Source organism: Acidovorax sp. SUPP1855, from assembly GCF_030158955.1.
Taxonomy (GTDB): Bacteria; Pseudomonadota; Gammaproteobacteria; order Burkholderiales; family Burkholderiaceae_C; genus Paracidovorax.
The window spans coordinates 102172-124607 of the sequence record NZ_BQXI01000014.1 but is presented as its reverse complement, the minus strand read 5'-3'; the positions used below and the strand labels follow the sequence as shown (position 1 = coordinate 124607).

The following is a 22436-nucleotide window of genomic DNA, read 5'->3' as shown; positions in this document are numbered from 1 at the left end:
CGCTCAGGAGCCGCGGTAGGTGGAGTAGCTCCACGGGCTGACCAGCAGCGGCACGTGGTAGTGCTGGTCCGCTTGGGCCACGCCGAAATCGAGGCTCACCTGGTTCAGGAAGTTCGGCTCGGGCAGTTGCACCCCCCGGCTGCGGAAATAGCCCGCCACGTCGAACGTGAGGCGGTAGGTGCCCGCGCGCAGGCTGGCGTTGTCGAACAGCGGCGCATCGGTGCGGCCATCGGCGTTGAGCACCAGCCGCTGCAGCAGCGTGGCGGCCTCGCCATGGGTCGCATAGAGGGCCACGGCCATGCCCGCCGCGGGGCATCCGTGCATGGTGTCGAGAACGTGGGTGCTGAGGCCCATGGGCCATCTCCTTGGGGTGGATTGAAGGGATCGGAAACCGCCCCCGCCGGCAGCGCGGCGAGCGGACGACCCGCCGAGTATGCATGGCCGCCATGGCCCGCACGGCGCGCCTGCTTCATACCCCAGGCAGTTTGTCCGAATATCTTTCGGACATTTACAAAAATGCTTTTCGGCATACAAATCTCGGCGATTTTCCTGCCATGGCCTGGATATCATCGCCACGCTTGAATTTTCAAGCCGCGATATTCAAAACCATGAATGGAGGTTTTTCCAATGCAACGCCTTGCCGCCGTTTTGCTGGCTTCTTCGTTTTCCCTGATGGCCCTGCCGGCCAGCGCCAAGAGCCGGCTCGATAATCCGGCCGACATCCAGCAGGCGCTGGCCGCCGGGGACGCGGTGTCGGTCACCATCGACCTCTCGCTGTGCACCCCCAACTCCGCCAATGCCACCCCCAGCCGCACGCGCGGCGGCCTGCGCATCGAGGCCTACCGCATCGTCGAAGACGGCACGCTGTCCTTCAGCGACGCCCATTTCACCGTTGCCCGCGACGGCCTGCCGATCCAGCAGCTGCTGCGCTACCAGGTGCGCCCGGACGGCACCATCGATTTCACCATGTTCGTCTTCGACCTGCCCGGCTACCAGCAGCGCGCCGAACCGCTGGCCTACCGCTGCGCGATCAACCAGGGCCTGCGCTTTCACGCCGATTAATCCCAGCAAGGATTGACAAAGCACACCGCCCCGCCGATCCCAATGATCGGCGGGGCGGTGCAGGATGATTTTCAAACCGCTGCCGCCCCATATTCAGGGTGGCATTTTTTCGGATTATCGAAGCCGTTGAAGGCCCGCCGCGTCAGCGCGCCGCGCAGAAACCGAATTCCGCCTTCGCGCCGGGGGCCAGCGTCTTGTTCCAGTCCACGCCCGAAGCGTGGAGCGTGCTGCCCGATTGCGACCACACGGCGTTCCAGAGGTTGTTCACCGTGCCGGTGATGGTCAGGTTCAGGGCCCAGTCGCCCGCCGCGCCGCCGGTGTTGGTGACCTGCACGCGCTCGCAGTAGCCGGTGTTCCATTCGCTGTCCACGATGACCTGGGTGCTGAAGCTGGCGCCGCCCGTGGGAGGGGTGGTCGGCGGCGTGGTGGGCGGAGTCGTCGGGGGCGTGGTCGGAGGCGTGGTGGGCGGCGTCGTGGGAGGGGTGCTGGAGCCGTCGCCCCACAGGCGCTGGAGCAGCGTGACCTTGTCGGTCCGCACCGTCGTCCAGTCGTCGTTCAGGATGCCGCCCGTGTCGCCGCTGTTGGGGTTCCACGACCAGTAGAAGCCGCTGCGGATGCCCTTGCCGATGAGGTAATCCACCAGCTTGTTCTGCCAGGCCACGTCGCGGGCATCGCCCTGGCCGAACTTGCCGCCGAACTCGCCCAGCAGCACGGCGTGGCCGGCCTGCACGAAGCGGCCGAAGTGCTGCTCCCAGATGGCGGGCATGTTCTCGGGGAAATTGGAGGCGCCGAAATACGGCTGGCCGTACACGTCCGGACCGTAGGCGTGCGGGGCGAGCAGCAGGCGGTCGGCCGGAATGTTCAGCGGCGTGCACTCCAGCGGCTCCAGGCTGCCGCCCCACCAGTGGCCGCCGCTGCTGGAGCAGCTGGGGTTCTCCGCCACGCCTTCCACCACGATCAGCCAGCGGGGCGCCGCCTGCAGCACGGCGGCCGAGGCGCGCTCGGCCGCGCGGTTCCAGTCGGTGGCGGCATTGCCGGTGCCCCAGGTGGCGGCGCCGTGCGGCTCGTTCTTGAGGTCCAGGCCGATGACGCCGGGCACGCTGGCGTAGCGCTGCGCGACGAAGGTCAGGTCGGTGATCCACTGCTGCTCGCTGTACGAGCCGGTGTACCAGAGCTCGGAGATGCTCTGACAGTCGGGCGTGTGGTGGTCCAGCAGCACGTACATGCCGCGGCTGCTCAGCTCGTTCACCACCTTGTCCAGCACCTGCAGGGCGCTCAGGCCCTGCAGGTCGGCATTGCGGCCGTAGTCGATGCTGTTGGGCGGCGTGCCGCGCAGGGTCTGCGGGCAGAACGGCAGGCGCACGGCATTGAAGCCCTGGCCCTGCATCTGCGTGATCATGTCCTTCCAGTTGCGCGCCCACAGCCCGTGGACCACGTTGGTGTTGGTCTCGAAGCCGAACCAGTTCACGCCGCGCAGCTGCACGGCATTGCCGTTGTCGTCTACCACCTTGCCGGCATTGATCGCATAGCTCCAGGACAGGCTGCTGGCCGCCAGCAGGCAGCCGCCCAGCACGAGCTTCTTCAGTAAGGATTTCATCGCCATGTCGCACCTCCGTGGTTGAAAGGAAGGCCCGCCGGAGGGCCGTGACCACGGCCAATATTCTTCCTGGCGGAAACCGGGTGACATGCTAGGGCCAGAGTTCCCTGTCAAAGTGCAACTTTTCAACGCAGACGTTCGCAAATGCAAATGGGAGGTGCGCCGACAGGCGCTGCCGCAGGGAAGCGGCAGGCAACTTCTCTACACTCGCCACGGCGCCGCCGCTGGGCGTCCACCGATTCATAACGAGGAGAGAGCATGAACCCCATCCAACGCACGCTGCTGGCCAGCAGCCTGGCCCTTGCCCTGGCCAGCCTGGCCGCCTGCACCAACGTGCCCACGGCCGGCCCCGGCAGTGCCGAGGGAGCGCCCGCCGCCGCGCCGCAGGCCGTGCAGCAGACGGCCGCGGCCCGCGCCGCCAGCAATTCCTACGATTTCGACATGGATGTGTTCCATCCGGTGGTGGCGCGCAACGGCATGGTCTCCACCGAACAGGAACTGGCCTCGCGCGTGGGCCTGGACATCCTCAAGGCCGGTGGCAATGCGGTGGATGCGGCGGTGGGCATCGGCTTCGCGCTGGCCGTGGTGCTGCCCAATGCGGGCAACCTGGGCGGTGGCGGTTTCATGATGGTGCACGACGCCAAGACCGGCAAGGACGTGGCGCTCGACTTCCGCGAAGTGGCGCCGCAAAAGGCCACCCGCGACATGTACCTCGACGCCAGCGGCAACGTGGTGGACGGCAAGTCGCTGTACACGCCCTACGCCGTGGGCGTGCCGGGCACGGTGGCGGGCATGGAGCATGCGCTCAAGAACTGGGGCACGCTGCCGCTGTCGCGCGTGATCGCCCCGGCCATCGCGCTGGCGGACAAGGGCTTTCCCGTCAGCCTCACGCTGGCCAAGACGCTGCACCAGGAGAAGGCCAACATGGGCAAGTGGCCGGCGACGCGCCAGATCTTCTGGCGCGGCGACAGCCCGCTCAAGGTGGGCGACCGGCTGGTGCAAAAGGACCTGGCGCAGTCGCTGCGGCTCATCAGCCAGCAGGGCGCCAAGGCGTTCTACCAGGGCCCCATCGCGCGCCGCATCGCCGCCGAGATGGCGCCCCACCCCGGCGCCCTCACGCTGCAGGACCTGCGCGACTACAAGGTGGTGGAGCGCGAGCCGGTGCGCGGCACCTACCGCGGCTACCAGATCGTGACCATGCCGCCCCCGTCCTCCGGCGGCGCGCACCTGGTGCAGATGCTGAACATGCTGGAGCAGTGGCCGCTGTCGCAATGGGGGCAGAACAGCGCGCAGACCATTCACTACATGGCCGAGAGCATGAAGCTCGCCTACGCCGACCGCTCGGAGTACCTGGGTGATCCGGACTTCGTGAAAATCCCGCTCAAGGGCCTCACCTCCAAGGCCTACGCGCAGTCGCTGGCCAAGGGCATCAGCCCCACCACGGCGCGCCAGGCCAAGGACATCAAGCCCGGCCAGCCCCAGCCGTACGAGAGCGACCAGACCACCCACTACTCGGTGGTGGACAAGGCGGGCAACGCCGTGGCGGTGACCTACACGCTCAACACCAACTTCGGCAGCGGCATCGTCGCCAAGGGCACCGGCATCCTGCTGAACAACGAGATGGACGACTTCTCCGCCAAGCCCGGCGTGGCCAACACCTACGGCCTGGTCGGCGGCGACGCCAACGCGGTGGCGCCCAACAAGCGCCCGCTGTCGTCGATGACGCCCACCTTGGTGCTCAAGGACGGCAAGCCCATGCTCGTGACCGGCAGCCCCGGCGGCGCACGCATCATCACCACGGTGCTGCAGACCATCGTGAACACCATCGACTTCGGCATGAACCCGGCCGAGGCCGCCTCGGTGCCGCGCGTGCACCACCAGTGGACGCCCGACGAGCTGCGCGTGGAAAAGGGCCTCAGCACCGACACCCTGTCGCAACTGCAGGCCCGCGGCCACCACATCGCCGTGAAGCCTTCGATGGGCCGCACGCAGACCATCCAGTTCCACGACGGGCTGCTGTACGGCGCCTCCGATCCGCGCAACCCCGACGGCGAGACGCTGGGCTATTGACGCTGGGCTACCGACCCGCGGCGTTCCCCGCCCTGCCAGGCCGCGCTCCGCAAGGGGCGCGGCCTTTTTTCATGGGGGCGTGGGCCCGGGGGAAGCTTCAAGCCCAAAAGGCCCGCAGCACATATTCCACTAGGGCATTCCGCTATTGAATCAATAGCACCCTGAAATCATTCACATTGGTGTGCGTGGGCCCGGTGACCACCAGATCGCCCAGCGCCGAGAAGAACCCGTAGGCGTCGTTGCGGTCCAGGTGGCGGGCCACGGCCAGGTCGGCCGCCCGCGCCCGTGCCAGCGTGTCGGGCGTGACCATCGCGCCGGCGTTGTCCTCCACGCCGTCGATGCCGTCGGTGTCGGCCGCCAGCGCCCACACGCCGGGCTGCCCCTGCAGCGCCTGTGCCAGGCCCAGGCAGAACTCCCCCGCCCGGCCGCCCCGGCCCCGGGGCACGCCCTCGGTGCGCGGGCGCACGGTCACCGTGGTCTCGCCGCCCGACAGGATGACGCAGGGTCGCGCGAACGGCTGGCCGCGCTGCGCCACCGAGCGCGCCAGCGCCGCATGCACGCGGCCCACCTCGCGTGACTCGCCCTCCATCTCGTCGGACAGGATGTACGCCGCCACGCCGGCCGCGCGCGCCGCCGCCGCCGCCGCCTCCAGCGATTGCTGCGGCGCAGCGATCAGGTGGACCGCGTGGCCGGCGAAGGCCGCGTCGCCGGGCTTGGGGGTCTCCAGCGCGCCGGCCTGCAGCGCCGCATGCACCGGCGCGGGCAGGTCGATGCGGTAGCGCGCCAGGATGTCCAGCGCCTCGGCGCAGGTCGTGCCGTCGGGCACCGTGGGGCCGCTGGCGATCACGGCGGGGTCGTCGCCCGGCACGTCGCTGATGGCCAGAGTGACCACGCGGGCCGGCGCGCACGCGGCCGCCAGCCGCCCGCCCTTGATGCGCGACAGGTGCTTGCGCACGCAATTCATCTCGGCGATGCCGGCGCCGCTCTCCAGCAGCGCGCGGTGGATGCGCTGCTTTTCCGCCAGGGTCAGGCCCTCGGCCGGCAGGGTGAGCAGTGCGGAGCCGCCGCCCGAGATCAGGCACAGCACCAGGTCATCGGCCGTGAGCCCCTGCGTGAGCGCCAGCATGCGCTCGGCCGCCGCCAGGCCCGCCGCATCGGGCACGGGGTGCGCGGCCTCCACGATCTCCACGCGCTGCGGCAACCCGGGCGGCCGTTCGGGCACATGGCCGTAGCGGGTCACGACCAGGCCCGACAGCGGCGCATCGGCCGGCCACAGCGCCTCCAGCGCGTGCACCATCGAGCCGCCCGCCTTGCCCGCCCCGAGCACCAGCGTGCGCCCGCGCGGCGGCGGGGGCAGGTGCGCGGCCAGGCCATGGGCCGGCAACGCGGCGTGCACGGCCACGTCGTACAGATGGCAGAGGAACGCGGCCGGCTGGCTGGCCGGCGGCGACACGGGCAAGGCCGGCAGGCCGGCGGCGGCAGGGGTCTTGGGGGTGGTCATCCCCGGATTCTGGCCGAACGGGTCGGCGCCACATCGTCCACCAAAACTGTATACACATTGCTGGGCCACGGCTATCATGCGCCGATGGAAACCTCCACCACCAGTGCCATCGTCGGCGACCTGACGCGGGCCATCGTCGAACACCGGCTGCTGCCGGGCGCCAAGCTGGTGGAGCAGAAACTGGCCGACCATTTCGGCGTCTCGCGCACACTGGTGCGGCAGGCGCTGTTCCAGCTATCGCAAAAGCGGCTGGTGCGCCTGGCGCCCGCGCGCGGCGCCTTCGTGGCCGCGCCCTCCGCCGACGAGGCGCGGCAGGTGTTCGCCGTGCGCCGCATGCTGGAGGCCGAGATGACCCGCGCCTTCGTGCGGGAGGTCACCCCCGCCCGCATCCGCGCCCTGCGTGAGCACGTGGCCCGCGAGAAGGCAGCCGTGGACGGCGCCGATGTGCAGGACCGCACCGAACTGCTGGGCGACTTCCATGTGCGCATGGCCGAGCTGATGGGCAACCAGGTGCTGGCACAGATGCTGCAGGAGCTGATCTCGCGCTGTGCGCTGATCACGCTCATGTACCAGAGCGCCGACGAGGCCGCGCACTCGCACGACGAGCATGCCGAGATCGTCAAGGCCCTGGCCGCGCGCGACGAGGAGCGCGCCGTGCGCCTGATGGACGCGCACCTGCTGCATGTGCAGGACAGCCTGATGTTCGACCGCAAGCTGCCCCCCAACGACATCTCCATGGCTCTTTCGTGAGGACCCGATGACCGCCGCCCCGATCTACGACGCCACCCTGCCCTACCCCCGCGACCTCGTGGGCTACGGGCGCAATCCGCCGCACGCGCGCTGGCCGGGCAACGCCCGCATCGCCGTGCAGTTCGTGCTGAACTACGAGGAAGGCGGCGAGAACGCCGTGCTGCACGGCGATGCCGGCAGCGAGCAGTTCCTGTCGGAAATGTTCAACCCGGCCAGCTACCCCGACCGGCACATCAGCATGGAGGGGATCTACGAATACGGCTCGCGCGCCGGCGTGTGGCGCCTGCTGCGCGAGTTCGAAAAGCGCGGCCTGCCGCTCACCGTGTTCGGCGTGGCAACGGCCCTGCAGCGCCACCCCGACGTGACCGCCGCCTTCATGGAACTGGGCCACGAGATCGCCTGCCACGGGCTCAAGTGGATCCACTACCAGAACGTGCCCGAGGCCGTGGAGCGCGCCCACATGGCCAAGGCCCTGGCCATCTTCGAGGCGCTCACGGGCCAGCGGCACGGCGCGCCCGGCACGCTGCACGGCGCGGGCTGGTATACCGGCCGCGACAGCCCCAACACCCGCCGCCTGGTGGCCGACCACGGTGGCTTCGCCTACGACAGCGACTACTACGGCGACGACCTGCCCTTCTGGATGAAGGTCGGCCGCACCGACGGCAGCACGGCCCGGCAGCTCATCGTGCCCTACACGCTCGACTGCAACGACATGCGCTTCGCGCTGCCCCAGGGCTACTCGCACGCCGACCCGTTCTTCCAGTACATGAAGGACACGTTCGATGCGCTGTACGCCGAGGGCGACCCCGCCGGCGACGACCGCCCCAAGATGATGAGCATCGGCATGCACTGCCGGCTGCTCGGGCGCCCGGGCCGCATCACCGCGCTGCAGCGCTTCCTGGACCACGTGCAGCGGCACGACCACGTGTGGGTGTGCCGCCGCATCGACATCGCACGCCACTGGGCCGAGACCCATCCCTGCCCGGAGTGAACGCCATGCCCCTCACCCTCGAACAACTGAATGCCGCCGCCCCCGAAGAGGCCGCGCGCCTGCTGGACGGCCTGTACGAGCATTCGCCGTGGATCGCCGCGCAGGCGCTCGCCGCGCGGCCCTTCCGCTCGCTCGCGCAGTTCAAGCACGCGATGGTGCGCGTGCTGGCCCAGGCGCCGCGCGAGGCGCAGCTGGCCCTGGTGCGCGCCCACCCGGAACTGGCGGGCAAGGCCATGGTGGCGAACGCGCTCACCGCCGAGTCGGCCCGCGAGCAGGGCACGGCCGGCCTCACGCAGTGCACGCCCGAAGAGTTCGCGCGCATCCAGCAGCTCAACGCCGAGTACAACGCGCGCTTCGGCTTCCCGTTCATCCTCGCGGTGCGCGGCCCGCGCGGCACGGGGCTGCCCCGGCAGGACATCATCGACACCTTCGCGCGCCGGCTTTCCAACCCACCGGACTTCGAACTGGCCGAGGCGCTGCGCAACATCCACCGCATCGCCGAGATCCGCCTGAACGACCTGTTCGGCGTGGCGCCCGCACTGGGCAACGGCGTATGGGACTGGCAGGAAACCCTGGCGCAGCACAGCGACCCGGGTTTTGCTGAAAAAGGCCAGCTCACCGTCACCTACCTGACCGATGCGCACCGCGCCTGCGCGCAGCGCATCAGCCACTGGATGCGCGACTGCGGCTTCGACGAAGTGGCCGTGGACGCGGTGGGCAACGTGGTGGGCCGCTACCACGGCGCCACGCCCGATGCGCCCCTGCTCATGACCGGCAGCCACTACGACACCGTGCGCAACGGCGGCAAATACGACGGCCGGCTGGGCATCTTCGTGCCCATGGCCTGCGTGCGCGAGCTGCACCGCCAGGGCCGGCGCCTGCCCTTCGGCATCGAGGTGGTGGGCTTTTCGGAGGAGGAAGGCCAGCGCTACAAGGCAACGTTCCTGGGCTCGGGCGCGCTCATCGGCGACTTCGACCCGGCATGGCTCGACCAGAAGGACGCCGACGGAGTGACCCTGCGCGAGGCCATGCAGCATGCCGGCCTGTGCATCGACGACATTCCGAAGCTGCAGCGCGACCCGGGTCGCTACCTCGGCTTCGTCGAGGTGCACATTGAGCAGGGCCCGGTGCTCAACGAACTGGACCTGCCCCTGGGCGTGGTCACCTCGATCAACGGCAGCGTGCGCTTCGTGGGCGAGATGCACGGCATGGCCAGCCACGCCGGCACCACGCCCATGGACCGCCGCCGCGATGCGGCCGCGGCCGTGGCCGAACTCATCCTCGCGGTGGAGGCGCGTGCCGCGCGCGACGGCGACTCGGTGGGCACCGTGGGCCTGCTGAACGTGCCCGGCGGCTCCATCAACGTGGTGCCGGGCCGCTGCCAGTTCAGCCTGGACCTGCGCGCACCCACCGATCCCCAGCGCGATGCGCTGGTGGACGACGTGCAGGCCGCGCTGCAGTCCATCGCCGCGCGGCGCGGCCTGCACTACACGCTGGAAGAAACCATGCGCGCCGCCGCCGCGCCCAGCGCACCCGCGTGGCAGCAGCGCTGGGAACGCGCCGTGGACGCGCTGGGCGTGCCGGTGCACCGCATGCCCAGCGGCGCCGGGCACGACGCCATGAAGCTGCACGAAATCATGCCGCAGGCCATGCTGTTCGTGCGCGGCCTGAACAGCGGCATCAGCCACAACCCCCTGGAAAGCACGACCAGCGACGACATGCAGCTCGCCGTCGACGCCTTCTCCCACCTTCTGAACCAACTGGCCACCGAAACCCCATGAGCAGCACCTACCAATCACTGGACGCCTGGATCGACCAACATTTCGACGAAGAAGTGCGCTTTCTGCAGGCGCTGGTGCGCGTGCCCACCGACACGCCGCCCGGCAACAACGCCCCGCACGCCGAACGCACGGCCGAGCTGCTGCAGGCCTTCGGCTACGAGGCCGAGCGCCACCCCGTGCCCGAGGCCGAGGTCAAGGCCTACGGCATGGAATCCATCACCAACCTCATCGTGCGCCGGCCGTATGGCGAGGGCGCCACCGCCGCGGGTGGCCGCACCGTGGCGCTCAATGCCCACGGCGACGTGGTGCCGCCCGGCGAAGGCTGGACGCACGACCCCTACGGCGGCGAGATCGTGGACGGCAAAATCTACGGCCGCGCCACCGCGGTGAGCAAGAGCGATTTCGCCAGCTTCACCTTCGCCCTGCGCGCCCTGGAGGCCGTGGCGAAGCCGACCAAGGGCGCGGTGGAACTGCACTTCACCTACGACGAAGAGTTCGGCGGCGAACTGGGCCCGGGCTGGCTGCTGCGCCAGGGCCTGACCCGGCCCGATCTCCTGCTGGCCGCCGGCTTCAGCTACGAAGTCGTCACGGCGCACAACGGCTGCCTGCAGATGGAGGTGACCGTGCACGGCAAGATGGCCCATGCCGCCATTCCCCACACTGGCGTGGACGCGCTGCAGGGCGCGGTCGCGATCCTGAACGCGCTCTATGCGCAGAACGCCCGCTACCAGCAGATCACCTCGAAGGTGGACGGCATCGAGCACCCCTACCTGAACGTGGGCCGCATCGAAGGCGGCACCAACACCAACGTGGTCCCGGGCAAGGTCGTGTTCAAGCTCGACCGCCGCATGATCCCCGAGGAAAACCCCGCCGAGGTCGAGGCCGCCATCCGCCAGGTGATCGCCGAGGCGGCTGCGGGCTGCGCCGGCATCACCGTGGATATCAAGCGCCTGCTGCTGGCCAATGCCATGCAGCCCCTGCCCGGCAACGCCCCGCTGGTGGCCGCGCTGCAGAAGCACGGCGAGGCACTCTTCGGCCAGCCGATCCCGGCCATGGGCACGCCGCTGTACACGGATGTGCGCCTGTACGGCGAGGCCGGCATTCCCGGCGTGATCTACGGCGCCGGCCCGCGCACCGTGCTGGAGTCGCACGCCAAGCGCGCCGACGAACGCCTGGACCTGGAAGACCTGCGGCGCGCGACCAAGGTGGTGGCGCGGACGCTGCACGACCTGCTGGGGTGAAGGGAAGGACAGCTGTCCGCCTCTCAGGGCATGACGGCGGAGTCGGGCAACCGGGGGCAGTCAGTGCATTCGGGCGGGATGTTTTCGAACACCGCATCCCGCCCGACCTGCACCGCATTCACTGGTGGATTGAGCCACCAGTAAATCTCCCCGTTGAGCCAGAGATCCACCACCTCGCTTTCGCCCAACAGGGTTTCCGGCTGGATACGATACGGGCGGATGACATGCGGATAGTGCATATCCCAGTGCGCAAGTCGCTGCAGCCATGAGGCTTCGTAGTAATCCAGTCGATAAACATGCCGAGGGCTGAAGTGGCTGCGATCGTATCTTGGGGAAAGTGCATGCCAAAGGGCACATGACAGTAACAACACTGCCGCGATCCACAGGGTTTTCTTCAAGGGGCTAAAGCCCCTACAGGCACCGAATATGCAGTGCGCCAGCTCATGGTATCAACACTGCATCCGGCAACCGTGGACATTCCCGGCATTCGGGCGCGATGTTCTCGAACACGATGTTATTGCCGATCACCACCGAATTGACGGGATCATCGAACCACCAGTTCAGCGATCCATTCATCCAGAGCTCCACCACGTCGCTTTCTCCCAGCAAGGTCTCCGGTTGATTCCGATACAGCCGAACAAATGCCGGCATTTTGAAATTGAAGTGAACCAAGCTTTGAATGGGGGACGCCTCGTAATATTCCACACGGTAGACTTTTCTCGGGCTGATCGATGTATGAAACAACTTCGGTGTGAATGCGTACCAGACGGCCATCAAGACACCCACCAATAGCAGGAGAAAAACTGGGTTTTTAAAACGCTTCCACGCAATGCGCATAAAAATCACCATGCGATTTTTTGTGAAAAAGGAAGCTTGATGCGCAACGTGTTGGAAAGAACCATGAAATCTCCGCCTCTGTTATTGACCTCTCGCCACCTTCTGAAGTCCGCGTTCTGAACCAAGTACTTGCGACTCTGGACCGATGAAGGTGACTCGTTCACTGTCTGCGGTTCGATGGGCACACCCATTTTCGTGCCAAGACCACACTCCATTCCATTGAATCCCCAGCAGCCAAGGGGTTGGGATATAAAGAATCTGCCGTCGTTGAAATCGTAGGAATCGCGCAAATAAAAAGCCAACTCATCCACCTCGATACCGGCTTTTCCGCCTCCTTGTGGAGTGACCACCCCTGAAACAGCCACCTTGATTTGCGCCTCGCCCATTGCCCCATATAAATCATCGAGCGGATCGCTCAACTTTCCGAAAACCAAATAATTGACTTGGCAAGTCGAGTCCAACACTGCTGGCGATTGAGCCAAATTACCGAAGCGCCAGCAACTGTGATTTTGTCCCAGACTCGCCCTACCCACTCGGATCTTCAACTGCTGCATGCCAGCAGGGCTTGCCCATTTGGCTTGCAATTCTTGGACTGCGGCCCTGACACGTGCAAAACCCATCGCCCATTCCATGGTGACGGTGCTGTCGTCTAACTGAGAAGCAGGCAATTGATTCAAGCGGCTGCCTTCCAGACTGCCCTTGACTCCCTCGGTCATCTGGAAAGCCGCCCCGTTGAACCACCGCTCCATCAAGTTCGACGCCACCGGCCACCCCAGCCGGGAACGCATCACACCCGGAATGTCACGCAGCTGAAAAAGCCGTGTGGCGTACTTGGGCGCAATCTTGCGCGCCAGTTCAGCGCGCAGTGCCTCCTGCGGCACCGTCACGATGTCGTTCATGGTCATTCCTCCCGTTTTTATTCCTGTCTTCATTCGACAGGCGCGGATGATAGAAGCGCTTGAAGGACGAATGGCCCCTCAATAATTGATTAATAGTTACCAATCGCAAGCCAGCTTTGCTCCTGATCAAGCCGCAGCACCACCGCCGTGCCGCCACGCCACACGCGGGATAACCCCCAAACCAATGGCCCTGCTCAATGTCTACATTTCTTGTATGCAAGTTTGGTAAACCAACGTGATGACTGCCGGAGATCCCATGCAACGCTTCTTCCGTTCCCTGTTCGGCCGGGTGGTCCTGGCCCTGATCGCCGGCGTCATCGTCGGTCTGCTGTGGCCCCAGTGGGCGGTACAGCTCAAGCCCTTGGGCGACGGCTTCATCAAGCTCATCAAGATGCTGATCCCGCTCATCGTGTTCTGCGTGGTGGTGCATGGCATCGCGGGCACGGGGGATCTGAAGCGGGTGGGCCGCGTGGGGATCAAGTCGCTGATCTATTTCGAGGTGGTCACCAGCATCGCGCTGGTCCTGGGGCTGGTGCTGGCCTTCGTATTCGAGCCGGGCGTCGGCATGAACGTGGACCCGCGGGCGCTGGACGCCTCGGCCATGGGCGCCTATGCCGACAACGCCAACAAGCTGGCGGGCGGCGGCTTCAGCGACTTTTTGCTCAAGCTGATTCCCAACACGGCGATCAGCGCGTTCTCCACGGGCGACGTGCTGCAGGTGCTGCTGTTTTCCATCGTGTTCGGCTGTGCGCTGTCGCTGGTGGGCGAGCGCGGCGCGCGGGTGGTCTCGCTCATCGATGATTTTTCCGCCGTGCTGTTCAAGGCGATGGGTCTGATCATCCAGCTCGCGCCCCTGGGCGTGCTGGGGGCCATCGCGTTCACGGTGGGCAAGTACGGCATCGGCTCGCTCAAGCAGCTGGGCCTGCTGGTCGCGCTGTTCTATGCGGCGGTGTTTATCTTCGTGGCCGTGGTGCTGGGGCTGATCATGCGGTTTTCGGGCTTCAGCCTGTTCAAGCTGCTGCGCTACCTGCGCGAGGAGCTGGCCGTGGTGTTCGCCACCACGTCGTCCGACAGCGTGCTGCCGCAGGTCATGGCCAAGCTCAAGCACATGGGCATCCGCGACTCGACCGTGGGCCTGGTGATTCCCACAGGCTATTCGTTCAACCTGGACGCGTTCTCGATCTACATCACCCTGGCGGCGGTGTTCATCGCGCAGGCCACGAACACGCCGATTTCCATGGCGGACCTACTGACGATCCTGGCGATCTCGCTGGTGACCTCCAAGGGCGCGCACGGCGTGCCGGGCTCGGCCATCGTGGTGCTGGCGGCCACGCTGCATGCGATTCCGGCCATTCCCGCGATCGGCCTGGTGCTGGTGCTGTCGGTGGATTGGTTCATGGGCATCGCCCGCGCGGTGGGCAACCTGATCGGCAACTGCGTGGCCACCGTGGCCATCGCCTCGTGGGAAGGCGACATCGACCGGAACCGAGCACATGCCGTGCTGGATGGCAAGGCGCTGGATGCGCCCACGGACGTGTAGTGCGGCTTCCACACACATTCCAGGATGCTGTAAGCACTGGTAACGCAATTACGGTGTAATGCAGGACTTCCTTTTCCGAGGCCGCCATGATCCAGTCTCTGCGCTCCAAAATCCTCGTCATCAGCACCGCCACCGTCGTCTGTGCCCTGGCGGTGACCGGTGCCGCCACCTACTCCATCACCCGCACCAACACGTTCGAGACCATCGAGCAGGACCTGAACGCCATTACGGCGGGCAACACGATGGCCATCGACCAGTGGGTGTCCGCCAAGGCGGCCGCCGTGAACGCCACCGCGGCGGTCGTGGAACAGGGCGATCCGCAGGGCTACGTGGCCCTGATGGGCAAGGCCAACGGCTTTCCCATCACCACCGTGGGCTGGGAGGACAAGACCTTCAAGTCCACCACGCAGACCCCTGCGGGCTATGACCCGACGGCCCGCCCCTGGTACAAGGCCGCGGTGCAGGCCGGCAAGCTGGCCGTGACCAAGCCGTATGGCGACTCGACCACTGGCGTGCCTTACGTGGCTTTCGTCGCCCCGCTGCTGCGCAGCGGCGCGCTGCAGGGCGTGGTCAACGGCGCCGTGCCGCTGGAGGGCGTGCGCGAGGTGGTCGCCGCCATCCGCCCCACGCCGAGCAGCCTGGGCTTCGTGGTGAACAGCGACGGCCAGATCCTGGCCCACGCGGACGCCAAGCTCAGCCTCAAGCCGGTGACCGAACTCTCGCCCCTGCTCACCCCCGCCGCCATGGCCTCGCTCGCAAGCGCGACGCGGCCGATGGAGGTGGAGCTCAACGGCAGCGCCAAGCTGCTCAAGGCCCGCCCGGTGCAGGGCACCGACTGGTCGCTGATCGTGGCCCTGGACAAGGCCGAGGCCACCACCGGCCTGCGCAGCGTGCTGCAGACGCTGGCCGTGGCCATCGTGCTGCTGGCCGTGCTGGCGGCTGCGGTGGGCGCGATGCTCACCGCCAAGTCGTTCCGCCGCCTGTCGGAGGTGCGCGACGCCATGGACGAGATCGGCTCGGGCGGCGGCGACCTGACGCACCGCCTGCCCGTCTCCGGCAGCGACGAGGTGGCGCAGATCGCCTCGTCGTTCAATGCCTTCGTGGACAAGATCAGCACCGTGCTGCAGGACGTGCGCCACGGCGTCGAATCGATGAAGACGGCCACCGACGAAATCAAGGCCGGCAACCACGACCTGTCCAACCGCACCGAGACTTCGGCCAGCAACCTGCAGGAAACCTCGGCCTCGCTGTCGCAGCTCACCGTCACCGTCAAGCAGTCCGCCGATGCGGCGGCGCAGGCCACGCGCCTGGCCACCTCGGCCAGCGCGTCGGCCAGCAAGGGCGGTGAAGTGGTGGCCAGCGCGGTCAGCACCATGGACGAGATCTCCAAGGCCTCTTCCAAGATCGGCGAGATCATCGGCGTGATCGACTCCATCGCCTTCCAGACCAATATCCTGGCCCTGAACGCGGCCGTGGAAGCCGCCCGTGCCGGCGAGAACGGCCGGGGCTTCGCCGTGGTGGCGAGCGAGGTGCGCAGCCTGGCGCACCGCAGCGCCACGGCGGCCAAGGAGATCAAGACGCTCATCGATGCCTCGGGCGTGAGCGTGACGACCGGCACCCAGCGCGTGCGCGCGGCGGGCGAGACCATGGGCGAGATCGTGGACAGCATCCAGCGCGTCACGCAGATCATCGGCGAGATCAACAGCTCGATGACCGAGCAGAGCGCCGGCATCGGCCAGATCAACCAGGCTGTCGCCGAGATGGACCGCGCCACGCAGCAGAACGCCGCGCTGGTCGAAGAGTCCACCGCCGCCTCGGGCGTGCTCAACGAGCAGGCGCACAACCTCTCGCGCACCGTGGCCGGCTTCACGCTGGACAAGCACGCCGCAGCAGGCCACGGCGGCGCGACGCCCCTCGCCCTGCCGCGCTGAAAAGCGACGGCCGGCACCGCCCTTTGCTCACCATGAACGGTGCCAGCAGCCAGACCCAGATCGCCCAGCAGGTGGTGGAATCCATCCTGGCGCAAAAGCTCGCCCCCGGCGAGCGGCTGGGCGAGCAGGCGCTGGCCACCCTGTTCGGCGTGAGCCGCACCCTGGTGCGCGAGGCGCTCATGCAACTGCAGGCGCGCGGCTTCGTCGAGGTGCGGCCACGCCGGGGCTGGTACGTGGTGGAGCCTTCGGTGGAAGACGCCCGTGATGCCTTCTCGGCGCGGCGCATCGTGGAGTCCGGCATCCTGGCCGAAGCCGGGCGGCCGCTGCAGGCGGTGGTGCGCCGGCTGCGCCAGCACATCGCGCAGGAGCAGCAGGCCATCGACGATGCGGATGCCGCCACCCGGGCTTTTCTGCTGGCCGACTTCCATGTGTGCCTGGCCGAAGCGCTGGGCCACCGCAGCCTGAGCGGCATCCTGCGTGACCTCACCGCGCGCACCACGCTGGCCGCCTCGCTCTACCAGTCGCGCCACGAGGCCAGCCAGTCGTGCGCCGAGCACGCCGCCATCGTCGAGGCCCTCGAGCGCGGCGACACGGCCCTGGCGCGCGAGCGCATGCTGACGCACATCGGGCATGTGGAGCAAGCGCTCGATTCGCAGGCGCCCCGCTCGCACGACCGCCTGCGCGACTCGCTGGCGCCGCTGCCGGCGCGGGACGGCACGCGGGGCTGATTCGCGCACGCGAGCCCACCGGGCGGGCCACCGGTTCGCCATCCCATCTCCGTTTAGAGGCAGTTCCCCAGGCGGCATGGGCGGCGCGGGCGTAGCATTCGTGCCCCACAGCGACAGACACGACCCGCCACCATGCCCCCCACCGAAGGTCGTGCCCCGTCAGTCGGCCGATCCCCCCTCGGACGCCCCAGCGTCCAGCGCGCGCAGGAACTGCGCCAGATCATTGTCGGTGTGGCGTCTGCACTCATGCTGGAGCACGGCTACGCTGGCACCAGCATGGAAGCCATCGCCACTGCGGCAGGCGTGACGAAGCGGACCATCTACACCCGGTTCGAGTCGAAGGAAAACCTGTTGCGCGAGGTGCTGGCGACCGCCGCGCTGCCCGCATTGCAACTCGATTTTCAGTTCGCGCCCGGCCTGGCCCTGCAGGACAAGCTGGTGCGGATCGGCCTGGAAATGAATGCCACGCTGCTGCACCCAGGCATGCAGAACTGGCTTCGGTTCGCCATCCACGGCATCGCGCTGCACCCGGAGCTGGCCCCGCTGGTCCATGGATTGATCGAGCAATACCTGGCGCTTCTGGCACAGCATCTGGCGGCCCTGTTCGCCAGTGAAGCCATGGTGGTGGATGACCTGCCCACCCTGGCGAAGGTGTTCGCCAGCCTGATCTCATCGCCGGCGCAGAACCTGGCGGCCTTCGCGATGCCTCCCGGATCGCCCGAAGAGCAGGCGCATCTCATGCACCGGTCCGTGGCGGTCTTCCTGGCCGGCTGCCGCGCCACCTGATCGCCTGCGACCTGCCGCGGCAACCGCTGCGGCCTTTCCACGTGCACCTGTGCAGGGCGCACCAGGACTTCAACCGCTTCCGTTTGTTGCTCCGTGCTGACAGGCATCGCCATTAATGACACTAATCGGTTTCATTTCTGATAGGATTTGAAACTATTGGTTACGCAGGCATTGGCACGGTCCCGCGATGTGTCCCTGCAAGGCTTTGCCATCGGCTCCAACAACGACAAAAGACAAAAGCGGCTCTCGACCTTGCTTGCACGAGGCGCGTCACGGCGCCTCGTGAATCAACGCCCCTCCACCCAGTGCTCACGAGGCCTGGGCCATTCCTGCGGCAATCCAATGCGTCGCCAGCGCCACCGCTGGTCTTTGACAATCCCAACGGACTCCGAAAATGGAATGGTTTACACGAATGAAGGTCGGCACCAAGCTGACCGCTGGCTTTCTGGCAGTCGCGGCGATCGGCGCGTTGATCGGCACGACCGGCATCCTGCGATCCAGTGAGATCAATGACCTGGCCGACCTGATGTACGAGCGTGAGGTGGTCGGCCTGTCCCATGCGGCGGACGCCAATATCCAGCTCATCGCTGCAGGCCGGGCGATTCGCAATGCCCTGCTCGCATCGACGCAGGAGGAGCGGCGTACCCACACGGAATCGGTGCAGGCCCGCTTGAAGGCGATGCACGAATCGCTGAACAAGACAGGCAACTTCTCCGTGACGGAACAGGGCAAGGCCCTGGTGACCGAGAGCCAGAAAGCCGCCAAGGCCTACGACGATGGCATTCAATCCGTCCTCGCGCTGCTGCAGACGGAAGAATTGGCGAACACGCGCGCCTCGGTGACCAGAATCCATGAAGTCAGACAGCTCGCCGACAAGGCCGACGACCTGCTGGGACAGATCGTCGAACGCAAGCGCAGCAATGCCAAGAGCCTGAACGACAAGACGACCGAGATCTACCTCCAGGTGCGCCTCATCCTCATCTGCCTCACGATCGGCGGCGTGGTCCTGGGCATCCTGATCGGCGTCCTGCTCACGCGGGGGCTCACGCGCCAGCTGGGCGGCGAGCCCGCCGATGTGGCACGGGTGGCCGGTGCCATCGCGCAGGGAAATCTGACCTTCCCCATCGACACCTCCCGCGCCGCCCCGGGCAGCGTGGTGGCGGCCATGCAGACCATGCAAACCTCGCTGCGCGAGGTGGTCGGCACGGTGCGCGCCAGCAGCGGCAACATCGCCGTGGGCGCGACCCAGATCGCCACCGGCAACGCCGACCTGTCGCAACGCACCGAAGAGCAGGCGAGCAACCTGGAGGAGACCGCCGCCTCCATGGAGGAGCTGACCAGCACGGTGATGAGCAGCGCGGACACCGCCAAGCAGGCCGCGCAACTGGCCCAGTCCGCCAGCCAGGCCGCGCAAAAGGGTGGCGAAGTGGTCGGGCAGGTCGTATCGATGATGGGGGAGATCAACCACTCGTCCCAGCGGATTGCCGACATCATCGGCGTCATCGACGGCATCGCGTTCCAGACCAACATCCTGGCCCTCAATGCCGCCGTCGAGGCGGCCCGGGCCGGCGAGCAGGGCCGCGGTTTCGCGGTGGTGGCCAGCGAGGTCCGCAGCCTCGCCCAAAAGAGCGCCGAAGCCGCCAAGGAGATCAAGACGCTCATCAACGACAGCGTGGACAAGGTGGCCAACGGAAGCCAGCTCGTCAATGCCGCGGGCACCTCCATGGAGGACATCGTCGGGCAGGTCCAGCGCGTGAGCCACCTGATCCAGGAGATCACGTCGGCGACCCAGGAGCAGACCTCGGGCATCAGCCAGATCAACGAAGCCGTGATGCAGCTCGACCAGGTGACGCAGCAGAACGCGGCCCTGGTGGAGGAATCAGCGGCAGCGGCCGACAGCCTCGACCAGCAGGTCAAGCAGCTGGTGGCCGCCGTGGGCGTCTTCAAGCTCGACGAAGCCGCGCCCCTGCCTTCGTCCCCCCCGGCTGCGGCCAAGGCCCATGCCCCGCTCCTGCGCCCGCGCGAGGCGCCTGTGCATCGCAGCCAGCCGGCCCGCGCCCTCCCCCACGCCAGGGCGGCGGCACCACGGCCCGCGCCGGCACGGGCCGTGCCGCGCGCACTTCCCCCGAAAGGCAGCCAGGAAGAGTGGGAAAGCTTCTGAAGCCGTGCGATGGCGGCGCGATGTCGACACCATGGCGGCGCCATCGCGCGGGCCTTGCGAACGCGTTGCACGCCATGCGCAATCCGCATTGGCAGGGAGGATTTCCGCGCCCCGCTTGGAGTAAGCTCCCTGCGCATTTCTCCCTAGGATCTCCATCCATGACACAACACACACTGTCCGCAGCCGAGCAGGCCCTGCGCGAAGCCGCGCTCGAATACCACCGCAACCCCAGCCGCGGCAAGATTTCGGTCACGCCGACCAAGCCGCTGTCCAACCAGCGCGACCTGTCCCTGGCCTATTCGCCGGGCGTGGCCTACCCCTGCCTGGACATCCAGGCCGACCCGTCGCTGGCGTTCGACTACACGGCGCGCGGCAACCTGGTGGGTGTGATCACCAACGGCACGGCCGTGCTGGGCCTGGGCGACATCGGTCCGCTGGCCGGCAAGCCGGTGATGGAGGGCAAGGGCTGCCTGTTCAAGAAGTTCGCGGGCGTGGACGTGTTCGACATCGAGCTGGCCGAGCGCGATCCCGACAAGCTGGTGGAGATCATCGCGTCGCTGGAGCCCACGCTGGGCGGCATCAACCTGGAAGACATCAAGGCGCCCGAGTGCTTCTACATCGAGCGCGAACTCTCCAAGCGCCTGAACATCCCGGTGTTCCACGATGACCAGCACGGCACGGCCATCATCTCCAGCGCCGCGCTGCTGAACGGCCTGGAACTGGTGGGCAAGGAGATCGGCGCGGTGAAGGTGGCCGTGTCGGGCGCAGGCGCCGCCGCCATCGCCTGCCTGGACGTGATGGTGGGCCTGGGCGTGAAGCGCGAGCACATCTTCGTGGTGGACTCCAAGGGCGTGATCCACGACGGCCGGACCCACCTCGACGAATCCAAGGCCCGCTACGCGCAAAAGACCGAGGCCCGCACGCTGGCCGACGTGGTCAACGGCGCCGACGTGTTCCTGGGCTGCTCGGCCCCCGGCGTGCTGACGGCCGAGATGGTCAAGACCATGGCCGACAAGCCGATCATCCTGGCCCTGGCCAACCCCGAGCCGGAGATCCGCCCCGAACTGGCCAAGGCCGTGCGCCCCGACTGCATCATCGCCACGGGCCGTTCGGACTATCCGAACCAGGTCAACAACGTGCTGTGCTTTCCGTACATCTTCCGCGGCGCGCTCGACTGCGGCGCGACCAAGATCACGCAGGAGATGAAGCTGGCCTGCGTGCGCGAGATCGCCGACCTCGCCAAGGCCGAGATGAGCGACGAGGTGGCCGCGGCCTATGCGGGCCAGGAGCTGTCGTTCGGCCCCAACTACCTCATCCCCACGCCCTTCGACGTGCGCCTGATCCTGCGCATCGCCCCGGCCGTGGCCAAGGCGGCCGAGGCCTCGGGCGTGGCCACGCGGCCCATCCAGGACTACGCGGCCTACCGCGAAAGCCTCACCCGCTTCGTCTACCAGACCAGCATGTTCATGCGCCCGGTCTTCACCGCCGCCAAGGCCGCACCCCAGCGCGTGGCCTATGCCGAGGGCGAGGACGACCGCGTGCTGCGCGCGGCGCAGGTGGCCGTCGACGAAGGCCTGGCGCGCCCGATCCTGATCGGCCGCCCCGCCGTCATCGCCACGCGCATCGCCAAGGCCGGCTTGCGCCTGCAGCCGGGCAAGGACGTGGAGATCTGCAATCCCGAGGACGATCCGCGCTTTCGCCAGTACTGGGAGGCCTACCACCAACTCATGGGCCGCGACGGCATCACGCCCGAGGCCGCCAAGGCCGCAGTGCGCCGCTCCAACACGCTGATCGGCGCGCTCATGGTGCGCCTGGGCGACGCCGACGCGCTGCTGTGCGGGCTGGTGGGCCGCTTCGACCACCATCTGGAGCATGTGCGCCAGGTGATCGGCCTGAAGGAAGGCACGCCGGACTTCGCCACGGTGAACGCGCTCACGCTGGACCAGCACACGCTGTTCATCGCCGACACGTACATCAACGAGGCGCCCGATGCCGAGCAACTGGCCGCGATCGCGCTGATGGCGGCCGAGGAAGTGCAGCGCTTCGGCCTGCCGCCGAAGGTGGCGTTCCTGTCGCACTCCAACTACGGCTCGTCCACGCGCCCCTCGGCCCGCAAGATGCGCGCGGCACGCGACCTGTTCGTGAAGGCGGCGCCCCACATCGAGTGCGACGGCGAGCTGCACGGCGACTCGGCCCTGTCGGAAAAAATCCGCCACAACGCGCTGCTGGAAGGCACGCTGTCGGGCTCGGCCAACGTGCTGATCTGCCCCAACCTGGACGCGGCGAACATTCTGTTCAACGTGCTCAAGACCACCGGCAGCCACGGCACGACCATCGGTCCGATCCTGCTGGGCGCCGCGGCATCGGCCCATGTGCTGACGCCTTCGTCCACCGTGCGCCGCGTGGTCAACATGACCGCGCTGGCCGCAGCGAACGCGGCAGCGGCCAAGAGCCGCTAAAAAAAGTCCACCTCGCCAGACCGGCCCCCACCCCGGGGCCGGCCTGGCGAGGTGGCAGCCGATGCCTGCACAAGGCATGGCGCAAACCACGGCCCGCCCGGG

General features: G+C 67.4%; 18 protein-coding genes. 12 read left to right on the top strand and 6 right to left on the bottom strand.

The features are described 5' to 3' along the window. Nucleotides 1–3: 3 nt before the first annotated feature. On the bottom strand, nucleotides 4–354 hold the full coding sequence (uraH, locus tag AVMA1855_RS14240) for a hydroxyisourate hydrolase (protein ID WP_284426207.1): 351 nt from the start codon (nucleotides 352–354) through the stop codon (nucleotides 4–6). A 273-nt stretch (nucleotides 355–627) separates the two neighbouring features. Here uraH and AVMA1855_RS14235 point away from each other — a divergent pair, with 273 nt between their 5' ends. Beyond that, nucleotides 628–1062 carry a VirK family protein gene (locus AVMA1855_RS14235; RefSeq protein ID WP_284407742.1) on the top strand — a complete coding sequence of 145 codons (435 nt, stop codon included), beginning with the start codon at nucleotides 628–630 and terminating at the stop codon, nucleotides 1060–1062. 142 nt (nucleotides 1063–1204) lie between these two features. Here AVMA1855_RS14235 and AVMA1855_RS14230 read toward each other — a convergent pair whose 3' ends face one another. Then, nucleotides 1205–2665, bottom strand: coding sequence for a cellulase family glycosylhydrolase (locus AVMA1855_RS14230; RefSeq protein WP_284426206.1), 1461 nt, complete (start codon nucleotides 2663–2665; stop codon nucleotides 1205–1207). Nucleotides 2666–2917: 252 nt separating this feature from the next. Between AVMA1855_RS14230 and ggt the strand changes: the two genes are divergently transcribed. Beyond that, entirely contained in the window at nucleotides 2918–4729 is a 1812-nt protein-coding gene (gene ggt / locus AVMA1855_RS14225) for a gamma-glutamyltransferase (protein WP_284426205.1), read from the top strand. 142 nt (nucleotides 4730–4871) lie between these two features. Here ggt and AVMA1855_RS14220 read toward each other — a convergent pair whose 3' ends face one another. Continuing rightward, nucleotides 4872–6230, bottom strand: coding sequence for a glycerate kinase type-2 family protein (locus AVMA1855_RS14220; protein ID WP_284426204.1), 1359 nt, complete (start codon nucleotides 6228–6230; stop codon nucleotides 4872–4874). A gap of 84 nt (nucleotides 6231–6314) precedes the next feature. On the opposite strand from AVMA1855_RS14220, the gene AVMA1855_RS14215 reads away from it, so the two are divergent. Genes AVMA1855_RS14215 through AVMA1855_RS14200 form a run of 4 tightly spaced genes read left to right on the top strand, consistent with a single transcriptional unit; the run spans nucleotide 6315 to nucleotide 10993 of the window. Continuing rightward, nucleotides 6315–6980: a GntR family transcriptional regulator gene (locus AVMA1855_RS14215; RefSeq protein WP_284426203.1), complete on the top strand. Its 666-nt coding sequence runs from the start codon at nucleotides 6315–6317 to the stop codon at nucleotides 6978–6980. A gap of 7 nt (nucleotides 6981–6987) precedes the next feature. After that, entirely contained in the window at nucleotides 6988–7971 is a 984-nt protein-coding gene (gene puuE / locus AVMA1855_RS14210; RefSeq protein ID WP_284426202.1) for an allantoinase PuuE, read from the top strand. A 5-nt stretch (nucleotides 7972–7976) separates the two neighbouring features. Further along, entirely contained in the window at nucleotides 7977–9752 is a 1776-nt protein-coding gene (gene uraD, locus AVMA1855_RS14205; RefSeq protein ID WP_284426201.1) for a 2-oxo-4-hydroxy-4-carboxy-5-ureidoimidazoline decarboxylase, read from the top strand. Next, nucleotides 9749–10993 (top strand): M20 family metallopeptidase, encoded by a 1245-nt coding sequence (locus AVMA1855_RS14200; protein ID WP_284426200.1) that lies wholly within the window; start codon nucleotides 9749–9751, stop codon nucleotides 10991–10993. The genes uraD and AVMA1855_RS14200 overlap by 4 nt, the downstream gene beginning before the upstream one ends. A 23-nt stretch (nucleotides 10994–11016) precedes the next feature. On the opposite strand, the gene AVMA1855_RS14195 is transcribed toward AVMA1855_RS14200, so the two are convergent. The 3 genes from AVMA1855_RS14195 to AVMA1855_RS14185 are packed head-to-tail and all read right to left on the bottom strand — an operon-like array spanning nucleotide 11017 to nucleotide 12729. Beyond that, a complete protein-coding gene (locus tag AVMA1855_RS14195) occupies nucleotides 11017–11391 on the bottom strand; it encodes a hypothetical protein (RefSeq protein ID WP_502870336.1) in 375 nt (124 codons plus the stop codon). A gap of 43 nt (nucleotides 11392–11434) precedes the next feature. Continuing rightward, nucleotides 11435–11842 (bottom strand): hypothetical protein, encoded by a 408-nt coding sequence (locus AVMA1855_RS14190; RefSeq protein ID WP_284426199.1) that lies wholly within the window; start codon nucleotides 11840–11842, stop codon nucleotides 11435–11437. Next, nucleotides 11836–12729: a DUF6402 family protein gene (locus tag AVMA1855_RS14185; protein ID WP_284426198.1), complete on the bottom strand. Its 894-nt coding sequence runs from the start codon at nucleotides 12727–12729 to the stop codon at nucleotides 11836–11838. Before AVMA1855_RS14185 ends, AVMA1855_RS14190 begins: the two co-directional genes overlap by 7 nt. Before the next feature lie 256 nt (nucleotides 12730–12985). Here AVMA1855_RS14185 and AVMA1855_RS14180 point away from each other — a divergent pair, with 256 nt between their 5' ends. The 6 genes from AVMA1855_RS14180 (at nucleotide 12986) to AVMA1855_RS14155 (ending at nucleotide 22334) form a co-directional block, all read left to right on the top strand. Continuing rightward, the gene (locus AVMA1855_RS14180; RefSeq protein ID WP_284426197.1) at nucleotides 12986–14269 is read left to right on the top strand and encodes a C4-dicarboxylate transporter DctA; all 1284 of its coding nucleotides are present in this window, start codon (nucleotides 12986–12988) and stop codon (nucleotides 14267–14269) included. Between the two features lie 86 nt (nucleotides 14270–14355). Next, entirely contained in the window at nucleotides 14356–16200 is a 1845-nt protein-coding gene (locus tag AVMA1855_RS14175) for a methyl-accepting chemotaxis protein (RefSeq protein WP_284426196.1), read from the top strand. A 32-nt stretch (nucleotides 16201–16232) separates the two neighbouring features. Then, nucleotides 16233–16928 carry a GntR family transcriptional regulator gene (locus AVMA1855_RS14170; protein ID WP_284426195.1) on the top strand — a complete coding sequence of 232 codons (696 nt, stop codon included), beginning with the start codon at nucleotides 16233–16235 and terminating at the stop codon, nucleotides 16926–16928. A gap of 132 nt (nucleotides 16929–17060) precedes the next feature. After that, nucleotides 17061–17714 (top strand): TetR/AcrR family transcriptional regulator, encoded by a 654-nt coding sequence (locus AVMA1855_RS14165; RefSeq protein ID WP_284426194.1) that lies wholly within the window; start codon nucleotides 17061–17063, stop codon nucleotides 17712–17714. 394 nt (nucleotides 17715–18108) lie between these two features. Further along, nucleotides 18109–19875, top strand: a complete 1767-nt coding sequence (locus tag AVMA1855_RS14160; protein WP_284426193.1) for a methyl-accepting chemotaxis protein — start codon at nucleotides 18109–18111, stop codon at nucleotides 19873–19875. A gap of 158 nt (nucleotides 19876–20033) precedes the next feature. Then, nucleotides 20034–22334, top strand: coding sequence for an NADP-dependent malic enzyme (locus AVMA1855_RS14155; protein ID WP_284426192.1), 2301 nt, complete (start codon nucleotides 20034–20036; stop codon nucleotides 22332–22334). The last annotated feature ends 102 nt before the right edge of the window (nucleotides 22335–22436 follow it).

What these genes read in the sequence shown, in the direction of transcription:
- AVMA1855_RS14200 (WP_284426200.1), top strand. Translation starts at nt 9,749, where the DNA reads ATGAGCAGCACCTACCAATCACTGGACGCCTGGATCGACCAACATTTC.
- AVMA1855_RS14180 (WP_284426197.1), top strand. Translation starts at nt 12,986, where the DNA reads ATGCAACGCTTCTTCCGTTCCCTGTTCGGCCGGGTGGTCCTGGCCCTG.
- puuE (WP_284426202.1), top strand. Translation starts at nt 6,988, where the DNA reads ATGACCGCCGCCCCGATCTACGACGCCACCCTGCCCTACCCCCGCGAC.
- ggt (WP_284426205.1), top strand. Translation starts at nt 2,918, where the DNA reads ATGAACCCCATCCAACGCACGCTGCTGGCCAGCAGCCTGGCCCTTGCC.
- uraH (WP_284426207.1), bottom strand. Translation starts at nt 354, where the DNA reads ATGGGCCTCAGCACCCACGTTCTCGACACCATGCACGGATGCCCCGCG.
- AVMA1855_RS14215 (WP_284426203.1), top strand. Translation starts at nt 6,315, where the DNA reads ATGGAAACCTCCACCACCAGTGCCATCGTCGGCGACCTGACGCGGGCC.
- AVMA1855_RS14160 (WP_284426193.1), top strand. Translation starts at nt 18,109, where the DNA reads ATGGAATGGTTTACACGAATGAAGGTCGGCACCAAGCTGACCGCTGGC.
- AVMA1855_RS14190 (WP_284426199.1), bottom strand. Translation starts at nt 11,842, where the DNA reads ATGGTGATTTTTATGCGCATTGCGTGGAAGCGTTTTAAAAACCCAGTT.
- AVMA1855_RS14185 (WP_284426198.1), bottom strand. Translation starts at nt 12,729, where the DNA reads ATGAACGACATCGTGACGGTGCCGCAGGAGGCACTGCGCGCTGAACTG.
- AVMA1855_RS14165 (WP_284426194.1), top strand. Translation starts at nt 17,061, where the DNA reads ATGCCCCCCACCGAAGGTCGTGCCCCGTCAGTCGGCCGATCCCCCCTC.
- AVMA1855_RS14230 (WP_284426206.1), bottom strand. Translation starts at nt 2,665, where the DNA reads ATGGCGATGAAATCCTTACTGAAGAAGCTCGTGCTGGGCGGCTGCCTG.
- uraD (WP_284426201.1), top strand. Translation starts at nt 7,977, where the DNA reads ATGCCCCTCACCCTCGAACAACTGAATGCCGCCGCCCCCGAAGAGGCC.
- AVMA1855_RS14170 (WP_284426195.1), top strand. Translation starts at nt 16,233, where the DNA reads ATGAACGGTGCCAGCAGCCAGACCCAGATCGCCCAGCAGGTGGTGGAA.
- AVMA1855_RS14175 (WP_284426196.1), top strand. Translation starts at nt 14,356, where the DNA reads ATGATCCAGTCTCTGCGCTCCAAAATCCTCGTCATCAGCACCGCCACC.
- AVMA1855_RS14235 (WP_284407742.1), top strand. Translation starts at nt 628, where the DNA reads ATGCAACGCCTTGCCGCCGTTTTGCTGGCTTCTTCGTTTTCCCTGATG.
- AVMA1855_RS14220 (WP_284426204.1), bottom strand. Translation starts at nt 6,230, where the DNA reads ATGACCACCCCCAAGACCCCTGCCGCCGCCGGCCTGCCGGCCTTGCCC.
- AVMA1855_RS14155 (WP_284426192.1), top strand. Translation starts at nt 20,034, where the DNA reads ATGACACAACACACACTGTCCGCAGCCGAGCAGGCCCTGCGCGAAGCC.